This is a genomic window from Sphingomonas crocodyli (assembly GCF_004005865.1).
In the GTDB taxonomy this organism is placed as follows: domain Bacteria; phylum Pseudomonadota; class Alphaproteobacteria; order Sphingomonadales; family Sphingomonadaceae; genus Rhizorhabdus; species Rhizorhabdus crocodyli.
In genome coordinates this window covers 1602167-1621049 of record NZ_SACN01000001.1, presented here as the reverse complement: position 1 = coordinate 1621049, position 18883 = coordinate 1602167, and the positions used below count along the sequence as shown (strand labels likewise).

Annotated in this window: 39 protein-coding genes and 1 pseudogene; 12 read left to right on the top strand and 28 right to left on the bottom strand. The window is 62.7% G+C overall.

Features of this window, described 5'->3' with window-relative positions; genetic code table 11:
* Positions 1 to 36: 36 nt before the first annotated feature.
* The 26 genes and pseudogenes from EOD43_RS07765 to EOD43_RS07645 form a co-directional block, all read right to left on the bottom strand.
* Complete coding sequence (locus EOD43_RS07765) at positions 37 to 1053, bottom strand: tyrosine-type recombinase/integrase (RefSeq protein WP_127742673.1); 1017 nt, start codon at positions 1051 to 1053, stop codon at positions 37 to 39.
* Positions 1054 to 1067: 14 nt separating this feature from the next.
* Positions 1068 to 1214: pseudogene (locus EOD43_RS24195) on the bottom strand (helix-turn-helix domain-containing protein); the annotation flags it as partial.
* An 8-nt stretch (positions 1215 to 1222) separates the two neighbouring features.
* Positions 1223 to 1627, bottom strand: a complete 405-nt coding sequence (locus EOD43_RS07755; protein ID WP_127742669.1) for a hypothetical protein — start codon at positions 1625 to 1627, stop codon at positions 1223 to 1225.
* Positions 1624 to 1938, bottom strand: a complete 315-nt coding sequence (locus tag EOD43_RS07750; RefSeq protein ID WP_127742667.1) for a hypothetical protein — start codon at positions 1936 to 1938, stop codon at positions 1624 to 1626. The genes EOD43_RS07755 and EOD43_RS07750 overlap by 4 nt, the downstream gene beginning before the upstream one ends.
* On the bottom strand, positions 1935 to 2522 hold the full coding sequence (locus tag EOD43_RS24190; protein ID WP_164857156.1) for a Lar family restriction alleviation protein: 588 nt from the start codon (positions 2520 to 2522) through the stop codon (positions 1935 to 1937). Before EOD43_RS24190 ends, EOD43_RS07750 begins: the two co-directional genes overlap by 4 nt.
* The gene (locus EOD43_RS07740; protein ID WP_127742663.1) at positions 2509 to 2844 is read right to left on the bottom strand and encodes an exodeoxyribonuclease X C-terminal domain-containing protein; all 336 of its coding nucleotides are present in this window, start codon (positions 2842 to 2844) and stop codon (positions 2509 to 2511) included. Before EOD43_RS07740 ends, EOD43_RS24190 begins: the two co-directional genes overlap by 14 nt.
* Positions 2841 to 3326: a hypothetical protein gene (locus EOD43_RS07735; protein ID WP_127742661.1), complete on the bottom strand. Its 486-nt coding sequence runs from the start codon at positions 3324 to 3326 to the stop codon at positions 2841 to 2843. Before EOD43_RS07735 ends, EOD43_RS07740 begins: the two co-directional genes overlap by 4 nt.
* A 32-nt stretch (positions 3327 to 3358) precedes the next feature.
* On the bottom strand, positions 3359 to 3502 hold the full coding sequence (locus EOD43_RS07730) for a hypothetical protein (protein WP_164857155.1): 144 nt from the start codon (positions 3500 to 3502) through the stop codon (positions 3359 to 3361).
* 143 nt (positions 3503 to 3645) lie between these two features.
* Positions 3646 to 4155, bottom strand: a complete 510-nt coding sequence (locus EOD43_RS07725; protein ID WP_164857154.1) for a hypothetical protein — start codon at positions 4153 to 4155, stop codon at positions 3646 to 3648.
* Between the two features lie 47 nt (positions 4156 to 4202).
* On the bottom strand, positions 4203 to 4400 hold the full coding sequence (locus EOD43_RS07720; protein WP_127742655.1) for a hypothetical protein: 198 nt from the start codon (positions 4398 to 4400) through the stop codon (positions 4203 to 4205).
* A complete protein-coding gene (locus tag EOD43_RS07715; protein ID WP_127742653.1) occupies positions 4397 to 4762 on the bottom strand; it encodes a hypothetical protein in 366 nt (121 codons plus the stop codon). Before EOD43_RS07715 ends, EOD43_RS07720 begins: the two co-directional genes overlap by 4 nt.
* A complete protein-coding gene (locus tag EOD43_RS07710; protein WP_127742651.1) occupies positions 4759 to 5127 on the bottom strand; it encodes a hypothetical protein in 369 nt (122 codons plus the stop codon). Before EOD43_RS07710 ends, EOD43_RS07715 begins: the two co-directional genes overlap by 4 nt.
* Complete coding sequence (locus EOD43_RS07705; RefSeq protein ID WP_276318199.1) at positions 5117 to 5431, bottom strand: DUF4326 domain-containing protein; 315 nt, start codon at positions 5429 to 5431, stop codon at positions 5117 to 5119. Before EOD43_RS07705 ends, EOD43_RS07710 begins: the two co-directional genes overlap by 11 nt.
* A 38-nt stretch (positions 5432 to 5469) precedes the next feature.
* Entirely contained in the window at positions 5470 to 5691 is a 222-nt protein-coding gene (locus tag EOD43_RS07700; RefSeq protein ID WP_206363503.1) for a hypothetical protein, read from the bottom strand.
* 133 nt (positions 5692 to 5824) lie between these two features.
* Positions 5825 to 6277 carry a hypothetical protein gene (locus EOD43_RS07695; protein ID WP_127742647.1) on the bottom strand — a complete coding sequence of 151 codons (453 nt, stop codon included), beginning with the start codon at positions 6275 to 6277 and terminating at the stop codon, positions 5825 to 5827.
* The gene (locus tag EOD43_RS23610; protein WP_164857152.1) at positions 6274 to 6447 is read right to left on the bottom strand and encodes a hypothetical protein; all 174 of its coding nucleotides are present in this window, start codon (positions 6445 to 6447) and stop codon (positions 6274 to 6276) included. The genes EOD43_RS07695 and EOD43_RS23610 overlap by 4 nt, the downstream gene beginning before the upstream one ends.
* A complete protein-coding gene (locus tag EOD43_RS07690; RefSeq protein ID WP_127742645.1) occupies positions 6447 to 6815 on the bottom strand; it encodes a DUF968 domain-containing protein in 369 nt (122 codons plus the stop codon). Before EOD43_RS07690 ends, EOD43_RS23610 begins: the two co-directional genes overlap by 1 nt.
* Positions 6815 to 7669, bottom strand: a complete 855-nt coding sequence (locus EOD43_RS07685; protein WP_127742643.1) for a hypothetical protein — start codon at positions 7667 to 7669, stop codon at positions 6815 to 6817. Before EOD43_RS07685 ends, EOD43_RS07690 begins: the two co-directional genes overlap by 1 nt.
* Positions 7670 to 7672: 3 nt before the next feature.
* Complete coding sequence (locus EOD43_RS07680; protein WP_127742641.1) at positions 7673 to 8905, bottom strand: hypothetical protein; 1233 nt, start codon at positions 8903 to 8905, stop codon at positions 7673 to 7675.
* Positions 8902 to 9147 (bottom strand): hypothetical protein, encoded by a 246-nt coding sequence (locus tag EOD43_RS07675; protein WP_127742639.1) that lies wholly within the window; start codon positions 9145 to 9147, stop codon positions 8902 to 8904. Before EOD43_RS07675 ends, EOD43_RS07680 begins: the two co-directional genes overlap by 4 nt.
* Positions 9144 to 10010 carry a hypothetical protein gene (locus EOD43_RS07670; protein WP_127742637.1) on the bottom strand — a complete coding sequence of 289 codons (867 nt, stop codon included), beginning with the start codon at positions 10008 to 10010 and terminating at the stop codon, positions 9144 to 9146. The genes EOD43_RS07675 and EOD43_RS07670 overlap by 4 nt, the downstream gene beginning before the upstream one ends.
* The gene (locus EOD43_RS07665) at positions 10007 to 10300 is read right to left on the bottom strand and encodes a hypothetical protein (protein WP_127742635.1); all 294 of its coding nucleotides are present in this window, start codon (positions 10298 to 10300) and stop codon (positions 10007 to 10009) included. Before EOD43_RS07665 ends, EOD43_RS07670 begins: the two co-directional genes overlap by 4 nt.
* Complete coding sequence (locus tag EOD43_RS07660) at positions 10297 to 10545, bottom strand: hypothetical protein (RefSeq protein WP_127742633.1); 249 nt, start codon at positions 10543 to 10545, stop codon at positions 10297 to 10299. The genes EOD43_RS07665 and EOD43_RS07660 overlap by 4 nt, the downstream gene beginning before the upstream one ends.
* Positions 10542 to 10829 (bottom strand): hypothetical protein, encoded by a 288-nt coding sequence (locus EOD43_RS07655; protein ID WP_127742631.1) that lies wholly within the window; start codon positions 10827 to 10829, stop codon positions 10542 to 10544. Before EOD43_RS07655 ends, EOD43_RS07660 begins: the two co-directional genes overlap by 4 nt.
* A 128-nt stretch (positions 10830 to 10957) precedes the next feature.
* On the bottom strand, positions 10958 to 11383 hold the full coding sequence (locus tag EOD43_RS07650; RefSeq protein WP_127742629.1) for an HIRAN domain-containing protein: 426 nt from the start codon (positions 11381 to 11383) through the stop codon (positions 10958 to 10960).
* Positions 11384 to 11390: 7 nt separating this feature from the next.
* A complete protein-coding gene (locus EOD43_RS07645; protein ID WP_127742627.1) occupies positions 11391 to 11660 on the bottom strand; it encodes a hypothetical protein in 270 nt (89 codons plus the stop codon).
* On the opposite strand from EOD43_RS07645, the gene EOD43_RS07640 reads away from it, so the two are divergent.
* Complete coding sequence (locus tag EOD43_RS07640; RefSeq protein WP_127742625.1) at positions 11659 to 11889, top strand: hypothetical protein; 231 nt, start codon at positions 11659 to 11661, stop codon at positions 11887 to 11889. The two genes, EOD43_RS07645 and EOD43_RS07640, sit on opposite strands and share 2 nt — an antisense overlap.
* Here the strand turns inward: EOD43_RS07640 and EOD43_RS07635 are convergent, their stop codons facing one another.
* Together EOD43_RS07635 and EOD43_RS07630 are read right to left on the bottom strand one after the other, a co-directional pair.
* Positions 11890 to 12168 carry a hypothetical protein gene (locus EOD43_RS07635; RefSeq protein ID WP_127742623.1) on the bottom strand — a complete coding sequence of 93 codons (279 nt, stop codon included), beginning with the start codon at positions 12166 to 12168 and terminating at the stop codon, positions 11890 to 11892.
* Positions 12169 to 12239: 71 nt separating this feature from the next.
* Positions 12240 to 12923 (bottom strand): LexA family transcriptional regulator, encoded by a 684-nt coding sequence (locus tag EOD43_RS07630; protein ID WP_164857151.1) that lies wholly within the window; start codon positions 12921 to 12923, stop codon positions 12240 to 12242.
* A gap of 92 nt (positions 12924 to 13015) precedes the next feature.
* On the opposite strand from EOD43_RS07630, the gene EOD43_RS24185 reads away from it, so the two are divergent.
* The 11 genes from EOD43_RS24185 to EOD43_RS07575 are packed head-to-tail and all read left to right on the top strand — an operon-like array spanning position 13016 to position 18883.
* Positions 13016 to 13222, top strand: a complete 207-nt coding sequence (locus tag EOD43_RS24185) for a carph-isopro domain-containing protein (RefSeq protein ID WP_127742619.1) — start codon at positions 13016 to 13018, stop codon at positions 13220 to 13222.
* Positions 13219 to 13485 (top strand): LexA family protein, encoded by a 267-nt coding sequence (locus EOD43_RS07620; protein ID WP_127742617.1) that lies wholly within the window; start codon positions 13219 to 13221, stop codon positions 13483 to 13485. The genes EOD43_RS24185 and EOD43_RS07620 overlap by 4 nt, the downstream gene beginning before the upstream one ends.
* Complete coding sequence (locus tag EOD43_RS07615) at positions 13482 to 13721, top strand: hypothetical protein (RefSeq protein WP_127742615.1); 240 nt, start codon at positions 13482 to 13484, stop codon at positions 13719 to 13721. The genes EOD43_RS07620 and EOD43_RS07615 overlap by 4 nt, the downstream gene beginning before the upstream one ends.
* Positions 13718 to 14194, top strand: coding sequence for a hypothetical protein (locus EOD43_RS07610; RefSeq protein ID WP_127742613.1), 477 nt, complete (start codon positions 13718 to 13720; stop codon positions 14192 to 14194). Before EOD43_RS07615 ends, EOD43_RS07610 begins: the two co-directional genes overlap by 4 nt.
* On the top strand, positions 14194 to 14790 hold the full coding sequence (locus EOD43_RS07605; RefSeq protein WP_127742611.1) for a hypothetical protein: 597 nt from the start codon (positions 14194 to 14196) through the stop codon (positions 14788 to 14790). The genes EOD43_RS07610 and EOD43_RS07605 overlap by 1 nt, the downstream gene beginning before the upstream one ends.
* Positions 14787 to 15179 carry a hypothetical protein gene (locus tag EOD43_RS07600; RefSeq protein WP_127742609.1) on the top strand — a complete coding sequence of 131 codons (393 nt, stop codon included), beginning with the start codon at positions 14787 to 14789 and terminating at the stop codon, positions 15177 to 15179. Before EOD43_RS07605 ends, EOD43_RS07600 begins: the two co-directional genes overlap by 4 nt.
* Positions 15176 to 15619 carry a hypothetical protein gene (locus EOD43_RS07595; RefSeq protein WP_127742607.1) on the top strand — a complete coding sequence of 148 codons (444 nt, stop codon included), beginning with the start codon at positions 15176 to 15178 and terminating at the stop codon, positions 15617 to 15619. The genes EOD43_RS07600 and EOD43_RS07595 overlap by 4 nt, the downstream gene beginning before the upstream one ends.
* Positions 15616 to 16131, top strand: coding sequence for a DUF1376 domain-containing protein (locus EOD43_RS07590; protein WP_127742605.1), 516 nt, complete (start codon positions 15616 to 15618; stop codon positions 16129 to 16131). The genes EOD43_RS07595 and EOD43_RS07590 overlap by 4 nt, the downstream gene beginning before the upstream one ends.
* The gene (locus EOD43_RS07585; RefSeq protein ID WP_127742603.1) at positions 16131 to 17633 is read left to right on the top strand and encodes a DEAD/DEAH box helicase; all 1503 of its coding nucleotides are present in this window, start codon (positions 16131 to 16133) and stop codon (positions 17631 to 17633) included. The genes EOD43_RS07590 and EOD43_RS07585 overlap by 1 nt, the downstream gene beginning before the upstream one ends.
* Positions 17630 to 18529 (top strand): DUF7146 domain-containing protein, encoded by a 900-nt coding sequence (locus tag EOD43_RS07580; RefSeq protein ID WP_127742600.1) that lies wholly within the window; start codon positions 17630 to 17632, stop codon positions 18527 to 18529. Before EOD43_RS07585 ends, EOD43_RS07580 begins: the two co-directional genes overlap by 4 nt.
* 39 nt (positions 18530 to 18568) lie before the next feature.
* A complete protein-coding gene (locus tag EOD43_RS07575) occupies positions 18569 to 18883 on the top strand; it encodes a hypothetical protein (RefSeq protein ID WP_127742598.1) in 315 nt (104 codons plus the stop codon).

Genomic DNA, 18883 nt, shown 5'->3' with positions numbered 1-18883 from the left:
AACATCATCACACCGCCCTTCGGTTCAGTTGAACCGTTACCATCTCAAAGCCTTCGCAGCGCGCCGTAGATAGTCCGGATGGAAACGAGCATAGACTCGCGCGGTGATCAGCGGATTCTTGTGGCCGAGGAAGGCCGCAATCTCATCCATCGGCGTTCGCGCCTCCGCCATCCACACCGCTGCGCTATGCCGAAGCATGTGAGGAGTGCACTTCACGCCCGATCGCTCTGACGCAGCTTCGAAGCCCTTGCGAATCGACGCGATGCGCTCGCCACCGCTTTCGATGACGAACAGCGTCTGCGCCATATGGCGAGCCTCCTTCAAAGCCTCCCACACGCGCTCATCGTCGACAGGCACAGTGGCGCGCCCTTTGTTCGGGGCCTCCTTGTCGCCATCGCGGGTAGGCTTGAGGCTGATATGCTTACGCTGCCAATCGACGCGCACCCACGGGAGGGCGAGAAGATGTTTCGACCTGGCGCCGGTAGCGATTGCCAGAAGCACGAACAGCCGAACGTGGGGAGCTTTGCAGCCCTTTAGGAAGCGACGGAATTGCGCCTTGGTCAGATGCTCGACCTCGCTATCCGGCATAGCGGGCACCTTCACCGGAGGCATGACCGGGATCATCTGCTTGTCTTTGTGCGCCCAGGCGAGCGCCGATCGGATCAAGCCCAACTCGTTCCGCACGGTGTTGAGAGCGCGCTGCCGCTGCTCTATGTAGGTCGGCCCGGTCTCGGCGTCGATCTGGTGCGTGCGCAAGCCGGCCCAGAAGGGCTTTGCAGCCACCCACGCCTCTCGCTTGCGCTTTTCATCCTTGAGGCCGCCCAGGCTATCCAGATAGGCCGTGACGATCTCACCGACCGTCTCCGCCGTAGCTAGCGTCCTTTTGCCCCAGAACTCACGAGCCGCGGCCTCTGCGGCCGCTCGATCATCCGTCCCAAGCGAGACGCGGTGCGCTCCCCGCTCGTCAGCCCATTTGATGCAGAATGACCAATATCTTGTCCCGTCTTCTCGAGTTCGAGTGAGACGTCCGATTCGGTAAGGCAGGCCCGGCATTCGTATTCCTCCACCGCTTCGGGCTTGATCCGGTACAGCTTGCCGCCGAACCGCATCGCCTTCAATCGGCCAGCATGGATCTCAGTGTAGATGAACGTGTCGCTGACGTCCCAATGCTCCGCCAGCTTTGCGACCGTGAAGGGCGGGCGAATTGCGGTCATGTCCCCCATCACCCCCTCCCCGTCTGCGCGAGGGCGCGGGCACTCTCTGGCATATCCGCGAGCAAGGCTTCGTCACCATACAGGTGCCAGATGTTCACTGGCGATGGCTTTGCGATCCCGCCTCGCAGCATGTTAAGATGGACCGCTGTGGGATCAGATAACACCTTCTCCATGTCCGCGCACCGCTGCTCGGCGGCTTCGGCGCGCTCGGCAAGGTCGAGGAGCGCGGGGAGGGCGTTGACGGCGGCTACAACCAAGGCAGCGTTATTCCGGCCTTGCTCATCTTGCCACGCATCTTCGCGCCAGCATGTTGGCACTCGGGCGCACAGGTCGCCATCCTCATCGACTGTCCAACCGTTACTGTCAGCCTTGGCGTGAAGCTCCCGCAGTTCAGCGATGGGGGTCATGGTCATCGGCCCATCTCCGCCATGATCTGCTTGTACTTATCCCAGTCCTTCAGGTGCCGATCGGTGACACCGTGGCGCGGCTTGAACATCGCGCACTTGGCGTTGCCGAGTTCGTTCTTGTTTCTGGGTATGAGTAGATCGAGGATGATCTTGGCGGGGTTCTCATGCTCGTTGCACATCTCGTAGGCGTAGAGCATGTGGGCGGCCATCACCGGACAGAGCGGATCGTCCTCGCCAGTGCCGTTATGGTGGCATTTGGCGCAGTTGTCGCTTTCCCAGAAGTCGCCCTCGGTCGCGTTGCTGAAGTAGCCCATCATTCTATCCCCTTCGTGGTTGCGCCGGGGTGGGTGCGGAGATTGGCAAGTGCGCCCTTAAGCCCGCAGTTACACCTCCACGGGCCTGCCCAGAAGCTGCAAAGGTCTTTGTGTTTCGCGGTTCGCGCGATCTCGGCTAGGGCTTCTTCCCAATCCTGAGCCGCCTGTTGCCCATCTGTAGGCAGCATCTCCTCCAACTCGCCAGCAGGAGCGGGGGTGGCCTTAAGTTCCCATGTCCCGAGCGGGAGCAGACCTTTTTCACCATCGCTAAGCCGGTTTACGGAAACCGCGCCGTCGTCGTGAACTTCGGTAACGATACAGTCTTGCCAACCACCTCCGTAGCGTTTCCCGGCAGTTACATGGCAACCGAAGCCAACGTGCGGCCATCCCCCGCGCTCGGGGAGGTCGGGGGTGGTGCGGCAATTCCAGGCGGCGATGGCGTCCTCTCGGTGGGAGAAGTCGTTAAATGGTGCGGGGTCGCCAATGATGCATTGGTCGTTCTGGCACTGAACCGTCGAACTGGCGGTGCTCACCAATTTTGCCTCGCCCCCACAAAACGGACACGGCAAAAGCTCAGTCGTTCCCATGCGAGGTCTCCCCGTTGGTGGTGGCGAGGGCTTTGCGTTCTGCATATTCGCGGCGGATCATCTCCTCCTGCCATTTCTCAGCGGCTCGCTTGACGGATGCGCCAAAGCCCCACGCCCAGCCCTGTTGCCGATTTGCCGACTGCTGGCGGTGGATGTTCAGTTCCCGCTGGCCGAGCTTTCTGGCCTCCGGCGTAAGATCAAAGCTGTCGAGATTCTTCACCGCCCACGCAAGGTAGCTGGGATTGAACGACGCTATGGCGCGCACCGACAGTCCCTTATACTTCCCGAAAGGCATCGGATCGTTCCAGCCAAGGACGCTCACAACCCCTCCCCCTGCTTCTGCGAAGGGGTGGCAGCGAGACTACGAATATCAGCCGCCGCGATTAGATACCCGTAACCTTCGCAGATTTGCGCAGCGCGTTCATATGCCTCCCGCAGCGCGGCGTCCGGGGCGGGTGTCAAAGCACGATCCGCAGCAGCCCTCATTCGTGCTGAAACCCATTCGCTGACAGTCAGCCCCGCCATGCCGGCGGCGTGGTCCATAAGCGCCTTCGCTTGGGTTTCGACTTCGGCGATCGTAGAAGCCTCCCCGCCCGGCTGCTGGAAGGCGAGGCGGACCAGGGCGATCACATTGTCCGCATTGTTCATCAGCCAGTTCGCAGCGTCGGCACGGTTGCCGTAGAGGTTAAGCTCGGCAGCGCCCCGGCGGATCGGGCTGTCGGATCGGAAGGACATTCCATATCCGGGCTGCTTTTCGCGCAGTCGCTCAAGCTGACGGATAGCGGTCTCGGCATCGATCGGCACGACGGCCACCGACGTGGGGGTGTTATCTGGGGTCATGCTGATTGCTCCAGAGCGGCAAGAGACTGAACGACGAAGTCCTTGACGTGACGCAGGCCGACGATGAAGCAGTCGTCGCAAATGTGCGTCTCTCCGGGTGCCGTGCCGCCATTCCGGTAAAGCATGACACTGGCAATCATCTGCGGTCGTTGCTCCCAGCGACCGGGTAGCATTGGGCGATGCTCATCCATCATGAGCACACGGCTATCGTTTCCGAAGCTTTCGGATGGCTTGTGTGTAGGGCGGCGCTGCGCCCCACACAGACAGCAATGATTTGCCCGGCTCACGCCGCCACCTCGAAGACGAAGTGGTTGGGATGGCGACCATAGCTGCTCAGCCCCGCGTCGCTGACGCGATCCCGAAGCTTGGCCATATCGCGGACCAACGAGGCACCGGGCTTGCCGTTACCGCTATACTTTTTGGTGTTCGCCTTGATCAGCTTGTTGAAGCAGTCGGCACCGATTAACCCCATCTCGGCGGTGTCGACACAGTGGACAAGCTTGCGGCCACAGTGCGAGCAATGATCGTCCATTTCGTAGCCGATGATGGTGAGGGTGTTCGTCATGCTCTTGCCTCCGTATCTGATATCATCTAAATAGGAGATATCATTTACACGGTCAATAGGTGATATCAACAAAATGGCAGGCTTGGCAGAAAAAGTGATATCCGATATCCGCGCCGGTGTGGGACGACCGAGGATCAACGGCGAGCAGACGCCAGCACGCTTTCGCGACGGAACGTTGGCGCGCATCGACGCGGCGCTGACCGGCAATGAGAAGCGGTCGGACTTCATTCGCGAAGCTGTCGAGCGCGAGCTAGAGCGGAGGAGCAAGTAGGCCATCACACCCCTCCCTGAGTGCGGAGGTGGTGGGCGCACTTGCGACCAAGCTCGGTCAGTCCGCGCTGGCGCTCGTGAAGCAACCCCTTGCGCCGAAGAGACCGAACGGAATTGGGATCAATATAGCCGGGGTTGAGCAGCCACGCGCGCTTCGCCTCCGTCAGCTTCCCGGCAAGCGCCGCGATCGTGGGGTCGGTCATTTCGCGCGCTCCCTCATCCGCTGCCACATGGCGGCATGTTCAGCCTCGGTTTCCTCAACCTTGGCGAGCGTGATCCCCTTACGAGCGGCAACGGCCGGCCATTCCTCGACAAGCCAACGCCAGTCCTCCCATTCGATGTCGTAGAGGCAGGACCAGTCGTCCACCCAACCCGTCTCGCGGAGGCGGTTCAGCGCGATTTCGGCTTCTCGGCAGTCGGGATGATAGGTATTGGCGTAGAAGTCGCCATCGGACATGCCGACAGAACTAACCGCCGGTTCACCCACCTCGATCGTAACCGAACATCCGAAGCACCGACGCGCTTTGCGAACCGCTTTGATGTTGCTTTCCGTCGCGAAGCTCATGACGACGCCACCCCGCTCTGGCTGGCGCGGGCGCGGGCTTTGAGTGCAGCGGAGGTTAGAGCGAGCGCGGGGGTTGCGGCGCTGTGCCAGTCGAGCTGAAAATCGTCGATCGCCCACACGCACGCTTGCCAGTCGCCATAATGGCCAGCGGTGATCGACCACTTCCTTGGCTCCGGCACAAGTGTCATGGCCACGTCGAGCGAGGCGGTGTAGTGGGGCACAACGATTTCACCGCGCGGGCCGATCCAGTTATCTCCGTTGCACTCATGCCAACCCTGAGTGAGCGCGACGTCCGCATCCACCTCCCGATCCGGCCCGCTCAGCCCTTCCACGCGCTCCGCCAGCGCCATCAGATCATCCGGCATTGCTACCTCCGTTGGCGAGTTCAAGAAGGGCATCGGCGTGGCAAAACTTCCCCGCGCACCAGCACGCCAGATTGCGACCAGCCAGTTCGGCGCGGATGCGTTCGTCGCTAGGATATTCAGCCGCCGCGCGCAGTTCGGGATCGCTGAGCATGGCATGGAAAAAACCGACAGCGCCCTCATGGTCGAGAGCGTGACGCCCCATCGGCCCGCCGCCAATGACGAAGGGGTTGCCCCAGCGCGTCGATCGGTCGACCTTCACAGTGTTCGGCGGCATCCGCCAGCCCTTGCGTCGCGAAAGCTGCACGCGGACAGGCTGAGCCACCCCAGCGGAGGTAGGGGCGGTCACGAGGCCGAAGCCTTGGCAAGCGACGCGCCGCAGAACGGGCAAAAGGTCGCGAACATGCCGACAGCCTTCTTCTTGCCGCGCCCCGTCTCAATCTGCTCGGTGACGATCATCGGCTTACGCCGCATGTCTTCGCTGAACACAATCGGGAACGTCAGCCGCGTGTTGCGCTCGGCAAGCATCGCATCGACTTTGGCGAAACAGTCGTGAGGTTCGCTCACCTTGCCTTCTCCTTCATACGTTCGAGGATGGACCGGACGGGGCTAGGCGGCGTGAGGGACGCTCTTGCCTGTGACGTTGCGGGCCAGAGATAGGGGGCGATGCACCAGGAGGGCGGGAGGGGCTTGGCGGGCGTCATGCTCGCGCCTCCAAGGCCTTGCTCTTCCGCTTTTCCAGCGGCGGGATCGTCTTGATGGTCTTCGCGTACTCGGCGAGCAGGGCGAAGAAGTTCCAGGCGTAGATCAGCGGGTTGGGCTTATGGCCGCCCAGCGCCCACTCGAGCGCGTCCAGCGGGCCGAAGATCAGCAGCAGCGCAAGAACGAACTTGCGGATGAAAGGGCTTCCCCCACGGCTGAGGTTGGGGAAAAGACCGCCGATGATGACGTCGATCAGGACAAATGCCATCACGAAGACCGCCCAGGCGATCGCCCAGCCATTGTCGAACTTGAGCCGCGCGACCATCGTAAGCCCGGCGGCGACCCAAGCGTAATTGGACACCGCATACTGCGTCATGCCAGTCAGCTGACACAGGCGGATGATCAGCGGGACGAACAGCGTCCGCCCGACCCATGCGTCGATCCGGGTCATCGCGCCAGCACCTTCGCCAACTCGCGCTGGCGCCACTCCTCCGCTTCATCGAAGCTCTCCGCCGTGAACAGAGGCGCACCCGCCTTGATCCGGGCTATCCCGTCATGGGTGTAAGTGCCGGCGGCGTCGATCGACGTGACCGGGCTCCAGAGATTGTGGACGGCGAACATCAGTAGGGAACGTCCGTTGCGGCGACGTCCGCAGTCGCGCCCATCTGCTCAAGCATCGAACGCTTGGGCGAACGATTTACGAACTCGCGAGCGAGCGCCTTCATGTCGATGCCGTGCTTCTTCTCGAAGGCCGGTTCGCCGATCTGGTGCTGCTCCGCATGATGATCGCGACAGAGCGAGATGCACCAACGATCTGACGGCTTCATCGACATGCCGCCATCGGTTCCGGTGCGGACATGGGCGCACTCGATCGCGACCTGGCTGCTGCAGACGCAACAAGCGTGGGTCCGGACGAAAGCACGGTGGGCAGGCGAACGCTTGCCGACATCCTCGCGGTGGCTCTTGCGATCGATACGTGCGGGGAACATCAGGCCGCCTCCGCCGCATTCGCTTCGGGCTGCTGGTCCGCATCGTCGTCAAGGAACGCGGTGCTGATCTGGGCCGGCTTGTCCTCGCCGTGCATGTCCTCGACTTCCTCGCGCAGTGCGAGGCCGGCGAGCGCGTCGGCGAACCCATCACGAAGCGCCCAACCCCGCGCGCGGTTGAACAGCATGCGGTCGGGATGCTCGATCCACGGAACCTTGCGGGTGTTCATCCACAGCTTTGCGCGCTTGGCGTCGCCTACGGTGAACTCGCCGACATAGGGATCGGTCTGGTGGCGGCGGGACAGGCTCACCCGGAATCCGTAGTCGTCCGCCCATTCATTGATCGGGGTTCCCGGCGCGGGGATGGTCCCGATCTTCTCCTTGGTGTTGCCGGTCAGAAGGTTCTTCGACTGCACCAGCGCGATTGCGGCGTCGCCCCAGATGGTCGGTCGGCCCTGAATGATCGCGATCTGGCGCAGGCCATAGAGCGGCGGAAGGCCAGCCTCCATTGCGGCGGCAATGCCGAGCATCACCTTATCGGGCTCATTGCCGTAGCTGTCAGGGGCGAGCTTCGCATGAACGACCGCGACTGCGTAGCGATAGGCTTCGTCCATCGAGCGCGGGACGATGTAACCGCCCTCGGTCGCGACCAATTCGACGCGCTGCTGCTGGACGGCGGGAAGCTGGGCCTCACGCGCATCGCGCAGGCGACGCACTTCCTCGTTCGCCGCGTCCGCCCCCTGATCGGCCCGGATGCCTTCGAGGCGCACAACCTCATCCAGCCCGAACTCCTCGATCAGAGCCTCGCGCGCGGCGGCGCGGGCGGCGGCCTTGGGGTCAGTGGTTTCGTCGGTCATGAATTATGCTCCGAAGTCGGTGGCGGACTGCGGGACATCCTCGTCGGCAGTCTCGCGAATGGGGGCGACGTCGATCCACGGATCGGTGCCGAACGCCTTGGTGCAGGCGACGTATTTCCGCTTGAGCGCCTGGATCGCGCCTTCGGTGATCGTGAACACGGTCCCGACAGGCATGATGCGGCCGCGTGTGACGGGTGCGCTTCCGGTCTGCTGATAGACCCACAGGCAAACGGGCGGTTCGGTCTGGGCCGCCAGCTTGCGCGCCCATGCCACGCGATCGGCATGGATTGCCTCGTCGGCGCCGTCTGCGCTGAACACGCACGCGCCATCGGTCGCGGCGATCATCGTCTTCGCTGTCGCGACCGCCTCACGATAGATAATGACGCCCATGAAGTGGCGTTGGCCGCTGATCGCGAAGTCGATGGCCCGATCGACCGGACGCCCTACGGAATTGCTGAACGACTTGAGGTCGACGATCGCCTTGAGCTTAAGATAGTCGAGCTTCGCCTTCATCGGCGCACCGGTGCGGGCGCAATACCAGAAGACGGCGACTTCGGGGTGGCCACCGGCGAAAGCCTTCGACAGATCAGGGTCGCGCTCGATCATCCGCGCGGCGATTTCGATCCGCCTATGCTGCTTGGCGGAGATTTGCGCCCTGCCCTTGGTGGCGGCTTCGTGGCGCGCGACCATATCGTCCCAGATATCGGTCTCGGGCGCGATGTCGAGCAGCTGGCGGATCCAGTCCTCTTTGCGCGCGGCGCGGTTCAGGCCACCTTCCTCGGTGATCCGGCCGAGCGGCTTGAAGCCAGCCTCCCTGATCGCGTGCTTGATTTCATCCGACGAGACGAGCGCCTTGGGATAGTCGCGCTTGTCGAGGTCGATCGCATAGGCTGCGGCGTATGCTTCCGGGCCTTCCACGATCCGCTTGTGATATGCCTTGCCGAGCGCCTTGAACGGGGAATTGTCGACCTCGCGATCGGGGTTCAGATTGCTTTCGCCCCACATGTCCATGCTCGAAACCGCCAGCTTCTTGAGCCGGGTAGCGCTGCACGCCTCGATCGCGTGATAGGCTTCGTCGTCCATCCCGAAGTAGATGCCGGGTTCAGGGAAAGCCGGGGCATCGTCCAGGCGCGCAGGCTCGCACCGCTCCACGACTTCGACGAAGGGATCGTCGCCGATGATCTGGCCAACGGTCTGCACCGCGCCGGACTCCATGAGCTTGGTCATGTCGTTCATGCTGCGGCACTCCCAATCTCCGCCTGCTCGTCAGCGGAGGGAGTGGCCGCCTCATCACGGAGAACCGTGACCGAGCAGGCGGTCGTAGCGCACGGGGGGGGCAGGTGCGCGCTACGAGGGGAGTCGATCCCATAGGCACGAAGCCAGAGGGTCTTGTTGGAGCGGATGCCGAGGGCGACGGTCCCGAGCGAGATGATCAGGATCGTGACGAAGAGGCCGACGCAGAAAGCGGTGGCGATCATGCCGCCCCTCCCGTCGATGCGAGCGCTTCCGCCTCGGCCAAAGCCTTTCTCGCCTTTTCAACGTTGGCGGCGGCGGCCTTGCCTTTGTGAGCCTTGAGGTCGGCCAGAAGCTGTTGCGGGACTTCAATGTCCAGCTTTTCAGCCGACTGGATTGGCCCTTCCATCAACCAAGGCCTCTTGTCGCCGGTATCAATCAGATATGCATCGAAGGCACTCTTGAGCCATTCCTTGGCGACCAATACGGCTTCTTCTTCAGAGCATGCGGGCTGGCATTTCGTCCACGAACCCGAGCCGTCGTAATAGTGGTTCATCCGCCACTCGACCGAGGGCAACTGCTGCGCGCGCCAGTAGTCCTTCGTGCTTCCGAACAGGCAAAGGAGCTTGATTTCACCGGTTGCGCGACCGCGATCATCCGTGTGCGCCGCAAACTCTTCGAAAGTTTTGACACTGACCTTGTTGTAATAGGGATCCTGCACCACGAAGTGCGTGATGGCGCCATCGAGATAGTCCTCAAGCCGCTCAAGGCCGTTGAACTTCTGAAGTTTGGTAATGCGTTCGACGGCCGACTTCTGTGCCGCCGACAGCCCCGCTTCGGCCTCGCGGATTTCGGCTCGGATAGAGGCCAGCTTGTCCGCGGCTAAAGAAATCTCCGCATCGATCGACGCGATGGGCTTTGTGCGGGAAATGTCGCCCATGCTGACGATTTCCACCGCTTCGGCAGGCGCATCTTCTTCCCCGCCTTCATACGTCCAGACGCGAAGGATAGGACGCACAAGAGCGCGGTTATTGCTAAGCGCCTCGACAAACTCATAGGTCAGGCCGCTGCGATCATAGACAGTGTGGCCGGGCTGAATGTCGCTCATGCAACCTCTCCCATCTCAAGGGCCAGATCGTCAAACGACAGGCCAAACTCGTTTTTGATCCGGTCGCTGATCTCAGCGCGACATGCGGCGCGGCGCTCGCCCGTCGTGTCGGCGTGGTGCCGGATAAGGTCTCGGGTTGTCAGATCGGCCGGGTCGACGTCGAACGCCGTCTCAGCGCGGAAGGCATCGCAACCGCGACCGGGCTGGCCGTGAAACTGCTGCTGGGTGCCGCAGCGGGCGCAGCGAGCGAGCGGGCTGTCCGCGCGCCAGATGGTGGCGTAGCGGGTCATGCCATCACCTGCGTTGCATGAGACCAGCGCATGCCGGTGCTGACGTAGAAGATCGCGATGAACTCGGCTTCGAGCGCGAGCTTCTGATCTTCGAGGTCGGACCAGTCCGCGTCCTGCGCGTCGGTGGGATCGCCAACCCGTCCGTAGTGGACAGCGAGGCGGGCCTTGACGCCCGACAGGTCGAGCGCGACATCCCGAAGGGTGCGAACCGGCAGGCCGGTGTCGATGGCGACGAGCGCGTTCATGCCGCCACCTTCCGGGCTTCAGCGATGCGATCGAGCCGCGCCGGAAGGTTGATCCCCGAAAGCTCGCGCTGCGCGTCGCTCAATTCGAGCGGCTTGATCTTCCCCGAGCCGTAAGCGGCCGAGCCCATGAACTCCCCGGCCTTATACCGGGCGAAAAGCTCATCCTTGTGGCGGAAGGCTTCCGCGATGATCTCATCAAGGGTCGGCGTGCCACCGAGCCGTTCGGCCGCGCGGCGAAGCGAATGCTCCGAAGGCATCCGGCGAGTGGGGTTGGTGTGAAGCACTGACGTATCTCCCTCACCACTGTCTTCGAGCCGATGGGCTGATCAGGTGGTGTGGGGAGAGGTATGCGATTATCGCAATGCGATGTCAACGCATAAAATTGCGACTATCGCATTTTATCGCAACTCGTTCAGTCTGGCCATTCCTCGTCGGGATAGAAGCCGGGATCGTCATCGACATACGCGCGCGATTCGGCGGCGCGCGGTGGCGGCGGAGGCGGCAGGTCGGGTACGCTGCCATCGGTGGATATGCGGATGATCGCGCCCCACTCGGTAGCGCGCTGGAATATGCCCACGATTTCGAGGGCGTCGCGGATGTAGCCGCTGATCAGCATCGATCGCTCGTGGCGGATATAGCCGATCTGGATGTTGCGCGCGGACAGGACGCGCACGGCGTTCGGGTCGACGGGGTTGTCCGGCTCAAGCTCAAGGTGAACCGGCTCGCCGGGCTCGCAAAGCTGGATCTCGTATCGCCGCGGTATCTTGCCCTGCTTCGATGGGCGCCGGTTCGGATGATCCGCGCCTACGACGTCGAGGGAGAGAGTGCGGAGGGGCATGTTGCCCTCACAACCCCGGCATAGGCCCGTTGTTGCCGATATGGATCGTGCCGTTGGTGACGGCGGTAACGGCTACTTCGAAACTTATCTCATCATTCAGGCGGATAGTCAGGAAGTGGCTTTCGAAGGCGGGAATGCTGGGATCGTGGAACGTCAGTGTCCCATCAGCCTTTTTGCCGAAGCGATCTTGAACCGCGACCATTCGATAGTCAGCCATTCCCAGACTCTGCCCGTTGGCGATTACCTCGCCGGTGCCTTCGAGGATACGATTAGCCATGTCCGATCCCTTCCCCAAGCCATGCCCGAAATGCGGCCACACTTTCACACTCGCTGAATTGAAGACTATGGCCGTGGGCGACGGTTGGCGACGTTTCATCATTGTGGAGGAAAAAGACGGGACGCTGCAGCCAGTCGATTTCAACGACTTCGAACCCTCCACAATGACCGAGGCCTACTCCCATCCCTCTGGGGCGCGCATCATGCCGCTGGGCCATTCGTCTTCGTGATCAATATTGCGCTTCGTATAGATCTACTTGCTTCGTCGGAGCAGCATCGAGCGGGCGCGATGGCAAAAACCACAAGGCTCGCAGGATGAAGCCCAGCCCTAACAGGAAGATGCTGACGGAAAGCCCAGAGCCCGCAATGACCAGCGCGAAAAAGCGGAATGCAGCCTGCTGTTGGTCGGGCACATAAACGCCGTCGCCAATATACCGCTGGTCCACCGGGACAGTGAAGCCCAAGACCGCCGCCGCGATGGCGATAAAGAACAAGATCGCGCCCGCCATGATAGCGAACCCGCCTGTGGGCCTAGAAATGTCCCCAATCATCTCCGGTCGAAACGACATGCACCCTCCCCTTATACTCTTCGGCCAACCCAGATCACGCGCCCGAAGATGCGCAGATCGGCTTCGTCTACCTCATCCATCGGCACGGTGGTGTTATCGGAGATGATCTTGATCCTCCCCTTCCCTGCCCTGCGCAGCCGCTTGATCATGTGGGCGCCGTCATAGCTCAACGCCCAGATCCGATCCTGCTGGCCGATCGTGTTCTGCGTCGTGTCGACAAGCACCTGGTCGTCATTGATCAGTGTAGGAAACATCGAATCGCCATCGCCCCGCGCGACATACAGCCGGTGCGTCGGCGCGCGCGTGATCGTGCGGAGGAAGTTCGGATCGAACAGGACCGGCGTTTCCTCGGGGAAGTCTTCGGGCGTTGCCCCCGGCCCCATCGAATAAGAAAGATCGAGCTGGCGGATTTCGACCGCGCCGTCTGCCGTCGACGTCGTGACGATCAGGGGGCGGTCGGGCGCCTCGTGCATGCCGAGCGTGCGAACCTCAGCGCCGGCCTCGCCGAGACTGAGGAAGCGCCGGGCCGCCAGCAGTTCGGGCCCTTTGAATTGCCGGATCCCTTTTTTGACCTTTGAAACCATGTCGGCGTCAATGCCGAGTGCTGCAGCCAAGTCGCGCTGTGACCTTCCTTGCTGCTCCATAGCGGCAAAGATTTCTCGGGCTTCCGGGCGCAGTCCATCGTTTGTTGCCATAGCGCCATAGGCCACAGCGATGCGACTATCGCAAACGCGATTATCGCAACTATTTGCTTGCGATCGCATTGCGACTATCGCATATTGCGAGCATGGACCAGCAAGCGACCCACATCATCGACGGCCTCGGCGGCACCAGTGCTGTAGCGCGCCTGACTGAGGCTCCCGTTTCGACCGTCCACAGTTGGCGAAAGAACGGGATACCGGCCTCGCGCATGGCGCATCTGCGGCTCGTGGCTCGCGACCAAGGCAAGTCGCATCTATTCGCGACGGACGCGCGCACCTCGGCCGCAGCATGATCGGCCTCACTCCCCGCCAAGCCGAACTGCTCGCGATCCTGCGCGCTGATCCGACCGTCACGATGGTGGAAATGGCAAAGCGCATGGGCATCACGCGCCGCTGGTCGGTCGCTGGCCATCTGACGGCCCTTGAGGAGCGCGGATACATCGAGCGCCGCCCCGGCCAGTCGCCCAGCTTCCGCCTCAACGCTCACCACGGCTCCACGCCGCTCCGCTTCATCTCGGTTCAAAGCCTCCCGATCGCGGGGGCGCTCCCGGCATGAACACGCTCGCCACCTGCGCCATCGCCTACGCGATCGCTGCCCCTCTTACCGCAGTCACGCTCGGCCTCTGGCTGAACCGCATCCACCAGTCTCAGGCTCTCTCCCCCCATCGTCACCGCGACCTCCTGTCGGCTGACTGCTCGATCCTCGCGACCCGCCTCGATCAGCAGGAAGCATCGGCGCGTGACCAGAATGAGGGCGGTTCGGGCTTTCATCATGGGAGCTTCGATAAGTGACCGCACAACCGGGAATCCACGGCAAGCGGCGCACTTTCGCCGTTTCTGACGCGGTCGACACGCTTGGGGAATCGCTCGCTGCGATCCGCGAGGCTGACGGCCTGACGTGGAAGGATGTGGGCCGCGTCCTCGGACGCTCAGAAGATCAGGCGTCGCAATATGCCAAGGGCACAGCGGAGATGGGCTTCACGTCCTTTCTGCTCGGCCTTCGGGAGTGGAATGGCCGGTTCGGCGCCGACGTCCTCGCCATGATCGGCGTCAAGTCTGTCCCACTCGATAGCGAGGACATGACCGACAACGAACGCCTCGCCAAGCTGCTCCACCTCGCCCACCTCCTTTCCCTCACCCTGCTCGATGACGGCAAGGTCGACGACGACGAACTGCAGGCCATCGGATCGAAGGCGCTCGACGATGCAGCGCGCGGGATCGAAGCCCTCCGCCAGCGTCTCTCGGCTCTGCGGGCGAACGACTGATGGGCGGGTCTGTCTCCTACGTCACCGCCCAGACGGTCGACTATGAAAATCGCGAGGTCGATGACTTCTATCCCACACACCCGGGCGCGACCGCTGCGCTGCTGCAGGTGGAGCAGTTCGACGGCGCTATCTGGGAGCCCGCTTGTGGCGAAGGGGACATGTCCCGCGTCCTGCAGGCGGCCGGCCATGAGGTGATTTCCTCCGATCTCGTCGATCGTGGCTTCGGTGAATCGCGTATCGACTTCCTGATGGAGTGGCAGCCCCGCGCGCCCAACATCGTGACGAACCCTCCGTTCAAGATGGCGGCCGAGTTCACGGCGAAGGCGTTGGAACTGACCACCGGCAAGGTCGCCATGTTCCTTCGCCTCGCCTTCCTTGAGGGCGTCGAACGCGGACAGTGGTTCCCCAACACCCCGCTTGCGCGCGTGTGGATCATGTCGCGCCGGGTGCCGATGCAGCGCGGGCGCCTCTCCGAAGCTGGCGACGGCCACGGCGTGATCGCCTTCGCATGGTTCGTCTGGGAACACGGCCACGAGGGACCGCCGGTCCTCGGTTGGCTCGATTGGAAATCCACCGATCTGGAGCAAGTAGCATGAACGCACAGACACCCATCTCCGCGGTGGCTGGCTGCGGTGAACATCTCGCGAAATACAACCGGTCCCCTGAGGCTCGCGCCCGATCGTCGCAAATGGCGTCCGCTCGCAATGCTTCGGCAACCCCGCCGCGCAAGCGCCGTAAGCTGTCGAACGCTGATATTCGCGTAATGCAGGCATTCCGCCGCTGCGGCTTGTCCTGGCGCATGATCGGCCGTGTCTTTCGCATGTCGGCGAAGGCGGCGACGCATCAGTTTCGCCGCCATGCCGGGGTTACGGTCGCTCGCGACACCTTCGACCGTCTCAACGCCGCATCGCAATCACGCCCCCTCACCAAGATGGAAAGCATGGCTCTTGAGCGCGCCATGCACGCCCTGGGGATGATCGCATGAACGTTTTTGCTGTCACGCTCCCTATGCCTCCCGCGCTGTCGGCGCTGACGAACAACGTGCCCAAAAGGGGCCGCGTCAAGTCCAAGCCCTACAAGGCGTGGCAGGAAGGCGCATCTGCGGTTCTACGCGCCGCGTGGCGCGCCCAGGGATCGCCGAAGTTCGAACCCCACCTGATCGTCACCTATCATCTGGGCCTGAACTACACCGGGGACATCGCCAACCGCGAAAAGGCTCTCACCGACCTTCTGGTGCAGACCATCCCCAACTTCCCCGATGATCGCTGGATCGACCGTATGGAAATCGAGCGCGTCCCCGGAATCGATGGCGCCCGCGTGCTTGTGCAGCAGGCTGCCAAGCCAACCGGAGAAGCGCGTCCCATCGGCGAAATCATCAAGCCGATCGTCGCTGACATCATCTCGAAAATGGAGGACGCGGCATGAGTGCCCCGAAACCCAGTGTTGCGCTTTGGATGCCGGTGTTCATCAAGGACGCCCGCGCGCGTGCGGGCACCTTATCGCATGTCGAGCATAGTGCGCTAAACTATCTTCTCATGCTGCTCTGGGAGCATGATGGGTCGATTGCCGACGATGACAAGGCCATCGCCAAAGAACTGAAACTCACCGTGCGGCAATGGCAGGCCATGCGCCCCACCTTGCTCGCTGACTGCACTATCGCTCAAGGCCGGATCACGCGCCCCGAAACAGCCTCCGAACTGACGAAGGCGCGTCGCAACATAGCTCAAAAATCTGCTGCCGGTCGTGCATCGGCTGAGGCACGGAAATCCAACGGCCGTTCAACGGACGATGCAACGGCCGTTCAACCACACGCGGGTGGTGGTGAAGGTGTAGGTAATAACCTCCTTTACCAAGAGAAGGGTAAGAGAGGTTCGGAGCCTCACGCACACACGCACACGAGGGACGGCCTGACGATCATTGCCGGGGGTGCCCGCTGATGGCCAGCCTCCCCGCCTTCACCGGCTCAGACCTGTTCGCAACCCGCAGCGAACCCAAGGCACTCCGCGAGCACCAGCGAAATGCTATCACCCTGATCAAGCAATCCTTGCTGGCAGGGAATCGACGGATCGTCTGCCAGATGCCCACCGGGGCCGGGAAGACCGTAACCGCGGCGGAAATCATCGGAGGGGCGCTGCGCAAGGGCAACCGCGTCGCCTTCACGGTGCCCGCAATCTCGCTCGTCGATCAAACCGTCGAAGCCTTTGAGGGGCAGGGCGTTGACGCGATCGGCGTGATCCAGGCCAGCCACCCCCGCACCAATCGCGCCCAGCCTGTTCAGGTCGTCTCCGTGCAGTCGCTCGCCAAGCGCGTCCGCCCCGAAGCCGACGTGGTGATCGTCGACGAATGCCATATGCGGTTCAAGGCCGTGTCCGATTGGATGGCCGCTTGCCCGCGCACCGTGTTCGTCGGGTTGTCAGCCACGCCCTGGGCGCGCGGCATGGCCGACGAGTGGCACGATCTGGTCGTCCCGGTCACGATGGCTGATCTGATCGGCCGTAGTTTCCTGTCGCCCTTCCGCGTTTTCGCGCCCAGCCACCCTGACCTGTCGGGCGTCAAGATTGTCGCCGGGGATTACAATCAGGATCAGCTTGGCGAGGTGATGTCCGGCCGCACGATCGTCGCCGATGTCGTGCAGACTTGGCTGGCAAAGGCGAAAGGGCTGCCGACGCTGGTGTTCGCGGTGGACCGTGCCCACGCGGCTCGGTTGGTGGAGCAGTTTGCCGAAGCCGGGATCAGGATGGGCTATTGCGACGCCCACGTCGACCTGATCGAGCGCAAGTTGTTGTTCGCGCGCATGGCTCGGGGTGAAATCTCCGGGATCGTCAACATCGGCACGCTGACGACGGGCGTCGACGCGGATGTCCGCTGCGTGGTTCTGGCCCGGCCGACGCGATCGGAGATGTTGTTCGTCCAGATGATCGGCCGCGCCCTTCGAACCGCGCCCGGCAAGGAGGACGCCCTGATCCTCGATCACGCCGACAATCATGCCCGCCTCGGGTTCGTGACGGACATCCACCACCCGAAACTCCTGTCGGGAGCGTCAGCCAAGCAACAGACTAAATCCGAAAAGGGCGAGCCGATGCCCAAGGAGTGCGGCTCGTGTGGCCTGCTCAAGCCGGCAAAGGTTCACCGCTGCCCAGGCTGCGGTTTCGCGCCGGAGCGGCAATCCGATGTCGAAGTTGAGGCTGGCGAGCTTGTCGAAATGCGCGGAAAGCCGACCAAGGCTGACATGGCCGCCAAGCAGCGCTTCTGGTCGATGGCACGCTACGTCGACATGGAGCGAGGCAAGGGCGGCAAGCTCGCCAAGGCGCTCTATCGCGAGAGGTTCGGCGTATGGCCGAAGGGCTTGCACGACGGCCCGGTTCAGCCTGATGGCGCCTTCCTCGGCTATGAGCGTTCGCGCCGAATTGCCTTCGCAAAGCGGAGGTCGGCACGATGAAAACGATCGATGCAGCGCGCAACAAGTGGAAGGGAATCCTTCTCGCTCTCGGTGTGCCCGATGAGTTTCTCACCGGCAAGCACGGCCCCTGTCCATTCTGCGGCGGCAAGGATCGCTTTCGCTTCGACAACAAGGGCGAAGGGAGTTTCTATTGCTCGCAATGTGGCGCCGGGAAGGGCTTCGACTTCCTGCTGCGCTTGAAGGGTTGGGACTTCAAGCGGGCCGCGAACGAGATTGATCAGGTCATCGGCAACGTGAGCGCAGAACAGGCGCGCCCGGCTATGGCACCGGAACGCCGCAGGGCTATGCTGAACACGCTGTGGATGGGTGGTGCGCCTGTTCGCGAAGGCGACGCGGTCGCCAGCTATCTTGCGGGCCGCGACCTACCGCTTCCGGCCTCTCTCGGGTGCCTTCGTTTCTCGTCGTCGTGCCCTGTCCCCGATAGCCCGTTGAAGCTGCCGGCGATGCTGGCGCTTGTTACTGGCCTCGACGGCAAGCCGGTCAACATTCACCGCACCTTCCTTGGCCCGAACGGCAAGGCAGACATAGACAAACCGCGCGCCATGATGCCCGGAGACCTTCCTGCAGGCAGTGCCGTGCGCCTGGCACCACACGGTGAGAAGCTGGGTATTGCAGAGGGCATTGAAACTGCACTCGGGGCGGCCAAGCGTTTCCAGATACCGGTGTGGGCCGCAATCAACTCGACCCTGATGGCCAAGTGGCTCCCGCCCGAAGGTGTGACCGAGGTCTATATCTTCGGTGACAATGATCCGAAGTTCGGGGGCGCGGCTGCAGCCTACGAATTGGCCCATCGTCTGGCCGTCAAAGACATCTTCGTGCGGGTTCAGATCCCACGTCAACTCGGCCTGGATTGGGCTGACAGGGAGGCCGCATGACCGCCTCAAAGCCCATCAACATCACCAAGGGGGAAGAGAATGGCTGACGCTGACCCGCCGCGCCGCAAGCCGGATACCGGCCTCATCCGCCCGTATCGCCCTCGCCCGCCTAATTTCCGCGCCGTCTTCATCCGCAACGGATGGGCTGGCCCCGATGGTGCGATCGAGGAGATATTCAATACCAACTGGCGCTGCATCCGCCGCTGGATTGATGAGGAAGGCCGCGAAAGTCTGATCCGCGAGCGGGCTGCGCATGTCCGCCAGAACCGGATCGGCTCGCGCCGCTCCGATTACGTGATGGGGCGCAAGCTCCGCGCGCGCCAGGCCGCCGCGCTCACCGGGCAGGAGGAATGA

Bases quoted from the DNA above. Each gene is read 5' to 3' on its own strand.
- EOD43_RS07765 (WP_127742673.1), bottom strand. From the start codon at position 1,053: ATGCCGGGCCTGCCTTACCGAATCGGACGTCTCACTCGAACTCGAGAA.
- EOD43_RS07755 (WP_127742669.1), bottom strand. From the start codon at position 1,627: ATGACCATGACCCCCATCGCTGAACTGCGGGAGCTTCACGCCAAGGCT.
- EOD43_RS07750 (WP_127742667.1), bottom strand. From the start codon at position 1,938: ATGATGGGCTACTTCAGCAACGCGACCGAGGGCGACTTCTGGGAAAGC.
- EOD43_RS24190 (WP_164857156.1), bottom strand. From the start codon at position 2,522: ATGGGAACGACTGAGCTTTTGCCGTGTCCGTTTTGTGGGGGCGAGGCA.
- EOD43_RS07730 (WP_164857155.1), bottom strand. From the start codon at position 3,502: ATGATTGCCAGTGTCATGCTTTACCGGAATGGCGGCACGGCACCCGGA.
- EOD43_RS07725 (WP_164857154.1), bottom strand. From the start codon at position 4,155: ATGAAGTCCGACCGCTTCTCATTGCCGGTCAGCGCCGCGTCGATGCGC.
- EOD43_RS07720 (WP_127742655.1), bottom strand. From the start codon at position 4,400: ATGACCGACCCCACGATCGCGGCGCTTGCCGGGAAGCTGACGGAGGCG.
- EOD43_RS07715 (WP_127742653.1), bottom strand. From the start codon at position 4,762: ATGAGCTTCGCGACGGAAAGCAACATCAAAGCGGTTCGCAAAGCGCGT.
- EOD43_RS07710 (WP_127742651.1), bottom strand. From the start codon at position 5,127: ATGCCGGATGATCTGATGGCGCTGGCGGAGCGCGTGGAAGGGCTGAGC.
- EOD43_RS07695 (WP_127742647.1), bottom strand. From the start codon at position 6,277: ATGACCCGGATCGACGCATGGGTCGGGCGGACGCTGTTCGTCCCGCTG.
- EOD43_RS23610 (WP_164857152.1), bottom strand. From the start codon at position 6,447: ATGTTCGCCGTCCACAATCTCTGGAGCCCGGTCACGTCGATCGACGCC.
- EOD43_RS07690 (WP_127742645.1), bottom strand. From the start codon at position 6,815: ATGTTCCCCGCACGTATCGATCGCAAGAGCCACCGCGAGGATGTCGGC.
- EOD43_RS07685 (WP_127742643.1), bottom strand. From the start codon at position 7,669: ATGACCGACGAAACCACTGACCCCAAGGCCGCCGCCCGCGCCGCCGCG.
- EOD43_RS07680 (WP_127742641.1), bottom strand. From the start codon at position 8,905: ATGAACGACATGACCAAGCTCATGGAGTCCGGCGCGGTGCAGACCGTT.
- EOD43_RS07675 (WP_127742639.1), bottom strand. From the start codon at position 9,147: ATGATCGCCACCGCTTTCTGCGTCGGCCTCTTCGTCACGATCCTGATC.
- EOD43_RS07670 (WP_127742637.1), bottom strand. From the start codon at position 10,010: ATGAGCGACATTCAGCCCGGCCACACTGTCTATGATCGCAGCGGCCTG.
- EOD43_RS07665 (WP_127742635.1), bottom strand. From the start codon at position 10,300: ATGACCCGCTACGCCACCATCTGGCGCGCGGACAGCCCGCTCGCTCGC.
- EOD43_RS07660 (WP_127742633.1), bottom strand. From the start codon at position 10,545: ATGAACGCGCTCGTCGCCATCGACACCGGCCTGCCGGTTCGCACCCTT.
- EOD43_RS07650 (WP_127742629.1), bottom strand. From the start codon at position 11,383: ATGCCCCTCCGCACTCTCTCCCTCGACGTCGTAGGCGCGGATCATCCG.
- EOD43_RS07640 (WP_127742625.1), top strand. From the start codon at position 11,659: ATGTCCGATCCCTTCCCCAAGCCATGCCCGAAATGCGGCCACACTTTC.
- EOD43_RS07645 (WP_127742627.1), bottom strand. From the start codon at position 11,660: ATGGCTAATCGTATCCTCGAAGGCACCGGCGAGGTAATCGCCAACGGG.
- EOD43_RS07635 (WP_127742623.1), bottom strand. From the start codon at position 12,168: ATGGCGGGCGCGATCTTGTTCTTTATCGCCATCGCGGCGGCGGTCTTG.
- EOD43_RS07630 (WP_164857151.1), bottom strand. From the start codon at position 12,923: ATGGCAACAAACGATGGACTGCGCCCGGAAGCCCGAGAAATCTTTGCC.
- EOD43_RS24185 (WP_127742619.1), top strand. From the start codon at position 13,016: ATGGACCAGCAAGCGACCCACATCATCGACGGCCTCGGCGGCACCAGT.
- EOD43_RS07620 (WP_127742617.1), top strand. From the start codon at position 13,219: ATGATCGGCCTCACTCCCCGCCAAGCCGAACTGCTCGCGATCCTGCGC.
- EOD43_RS07615 (WP_127742615.1), top strand. From the start codon at position 13,482: ATGAACACGCTCGCCACCTGCGCCATCGCCTACGCGATCGCTGCCCCT.
- EOD43_RS07605 (WP_127742611.1), top strand. From the start codon at position 14,194: ATGGGCGGGTCTGTCTCCTACGTCACCGCCCAGACGGTCGACTATGAA.
- EOD43_RS07600 (WP_127742609.1), top strand. From the start codon at position 14,787: ATGAACGCACAGACACCCATCTCCGCGGTGGCTGGCTGCGGTGAACAT.
- EOD43_RS07595 (WP_127742607.1), top strand. From the start codon at position 15,176: ATGAACGTTTTTGCTGTCACGCTCCCTATGCCTCCCGCGCTGTCGGCG.
- EOD43_RS07590 (WP_127742605.1), top strand. From the start codon at position 15,616: ATGAGTGCCCCGAAACCCAGTGTTGCGCTTTGGATGCCGGTGTTCATC.
- EOD43_RS07585 (WP_127742603.1), top strand. From the start codon at position 16,131: ATGGCCAGCCTCCCCGCCTTCACCGGCTCAGACCTGTTCGCAACCCGC.
- EOD43_RS07580 (WP_127742600.1), top strand. From the start codon at position 17,630: ATGAAAACGATCGATGCAGCGCGCAACAAGTGGAAGGGAATCCTTCTC.
- EOD43_RS07575 (WP_127742598.1), top strand. From the start codon at position 18,569: ATGGCTGACGCTGACCCGCCGCGCCGCAAGCCGGATACCGGCCTCATC.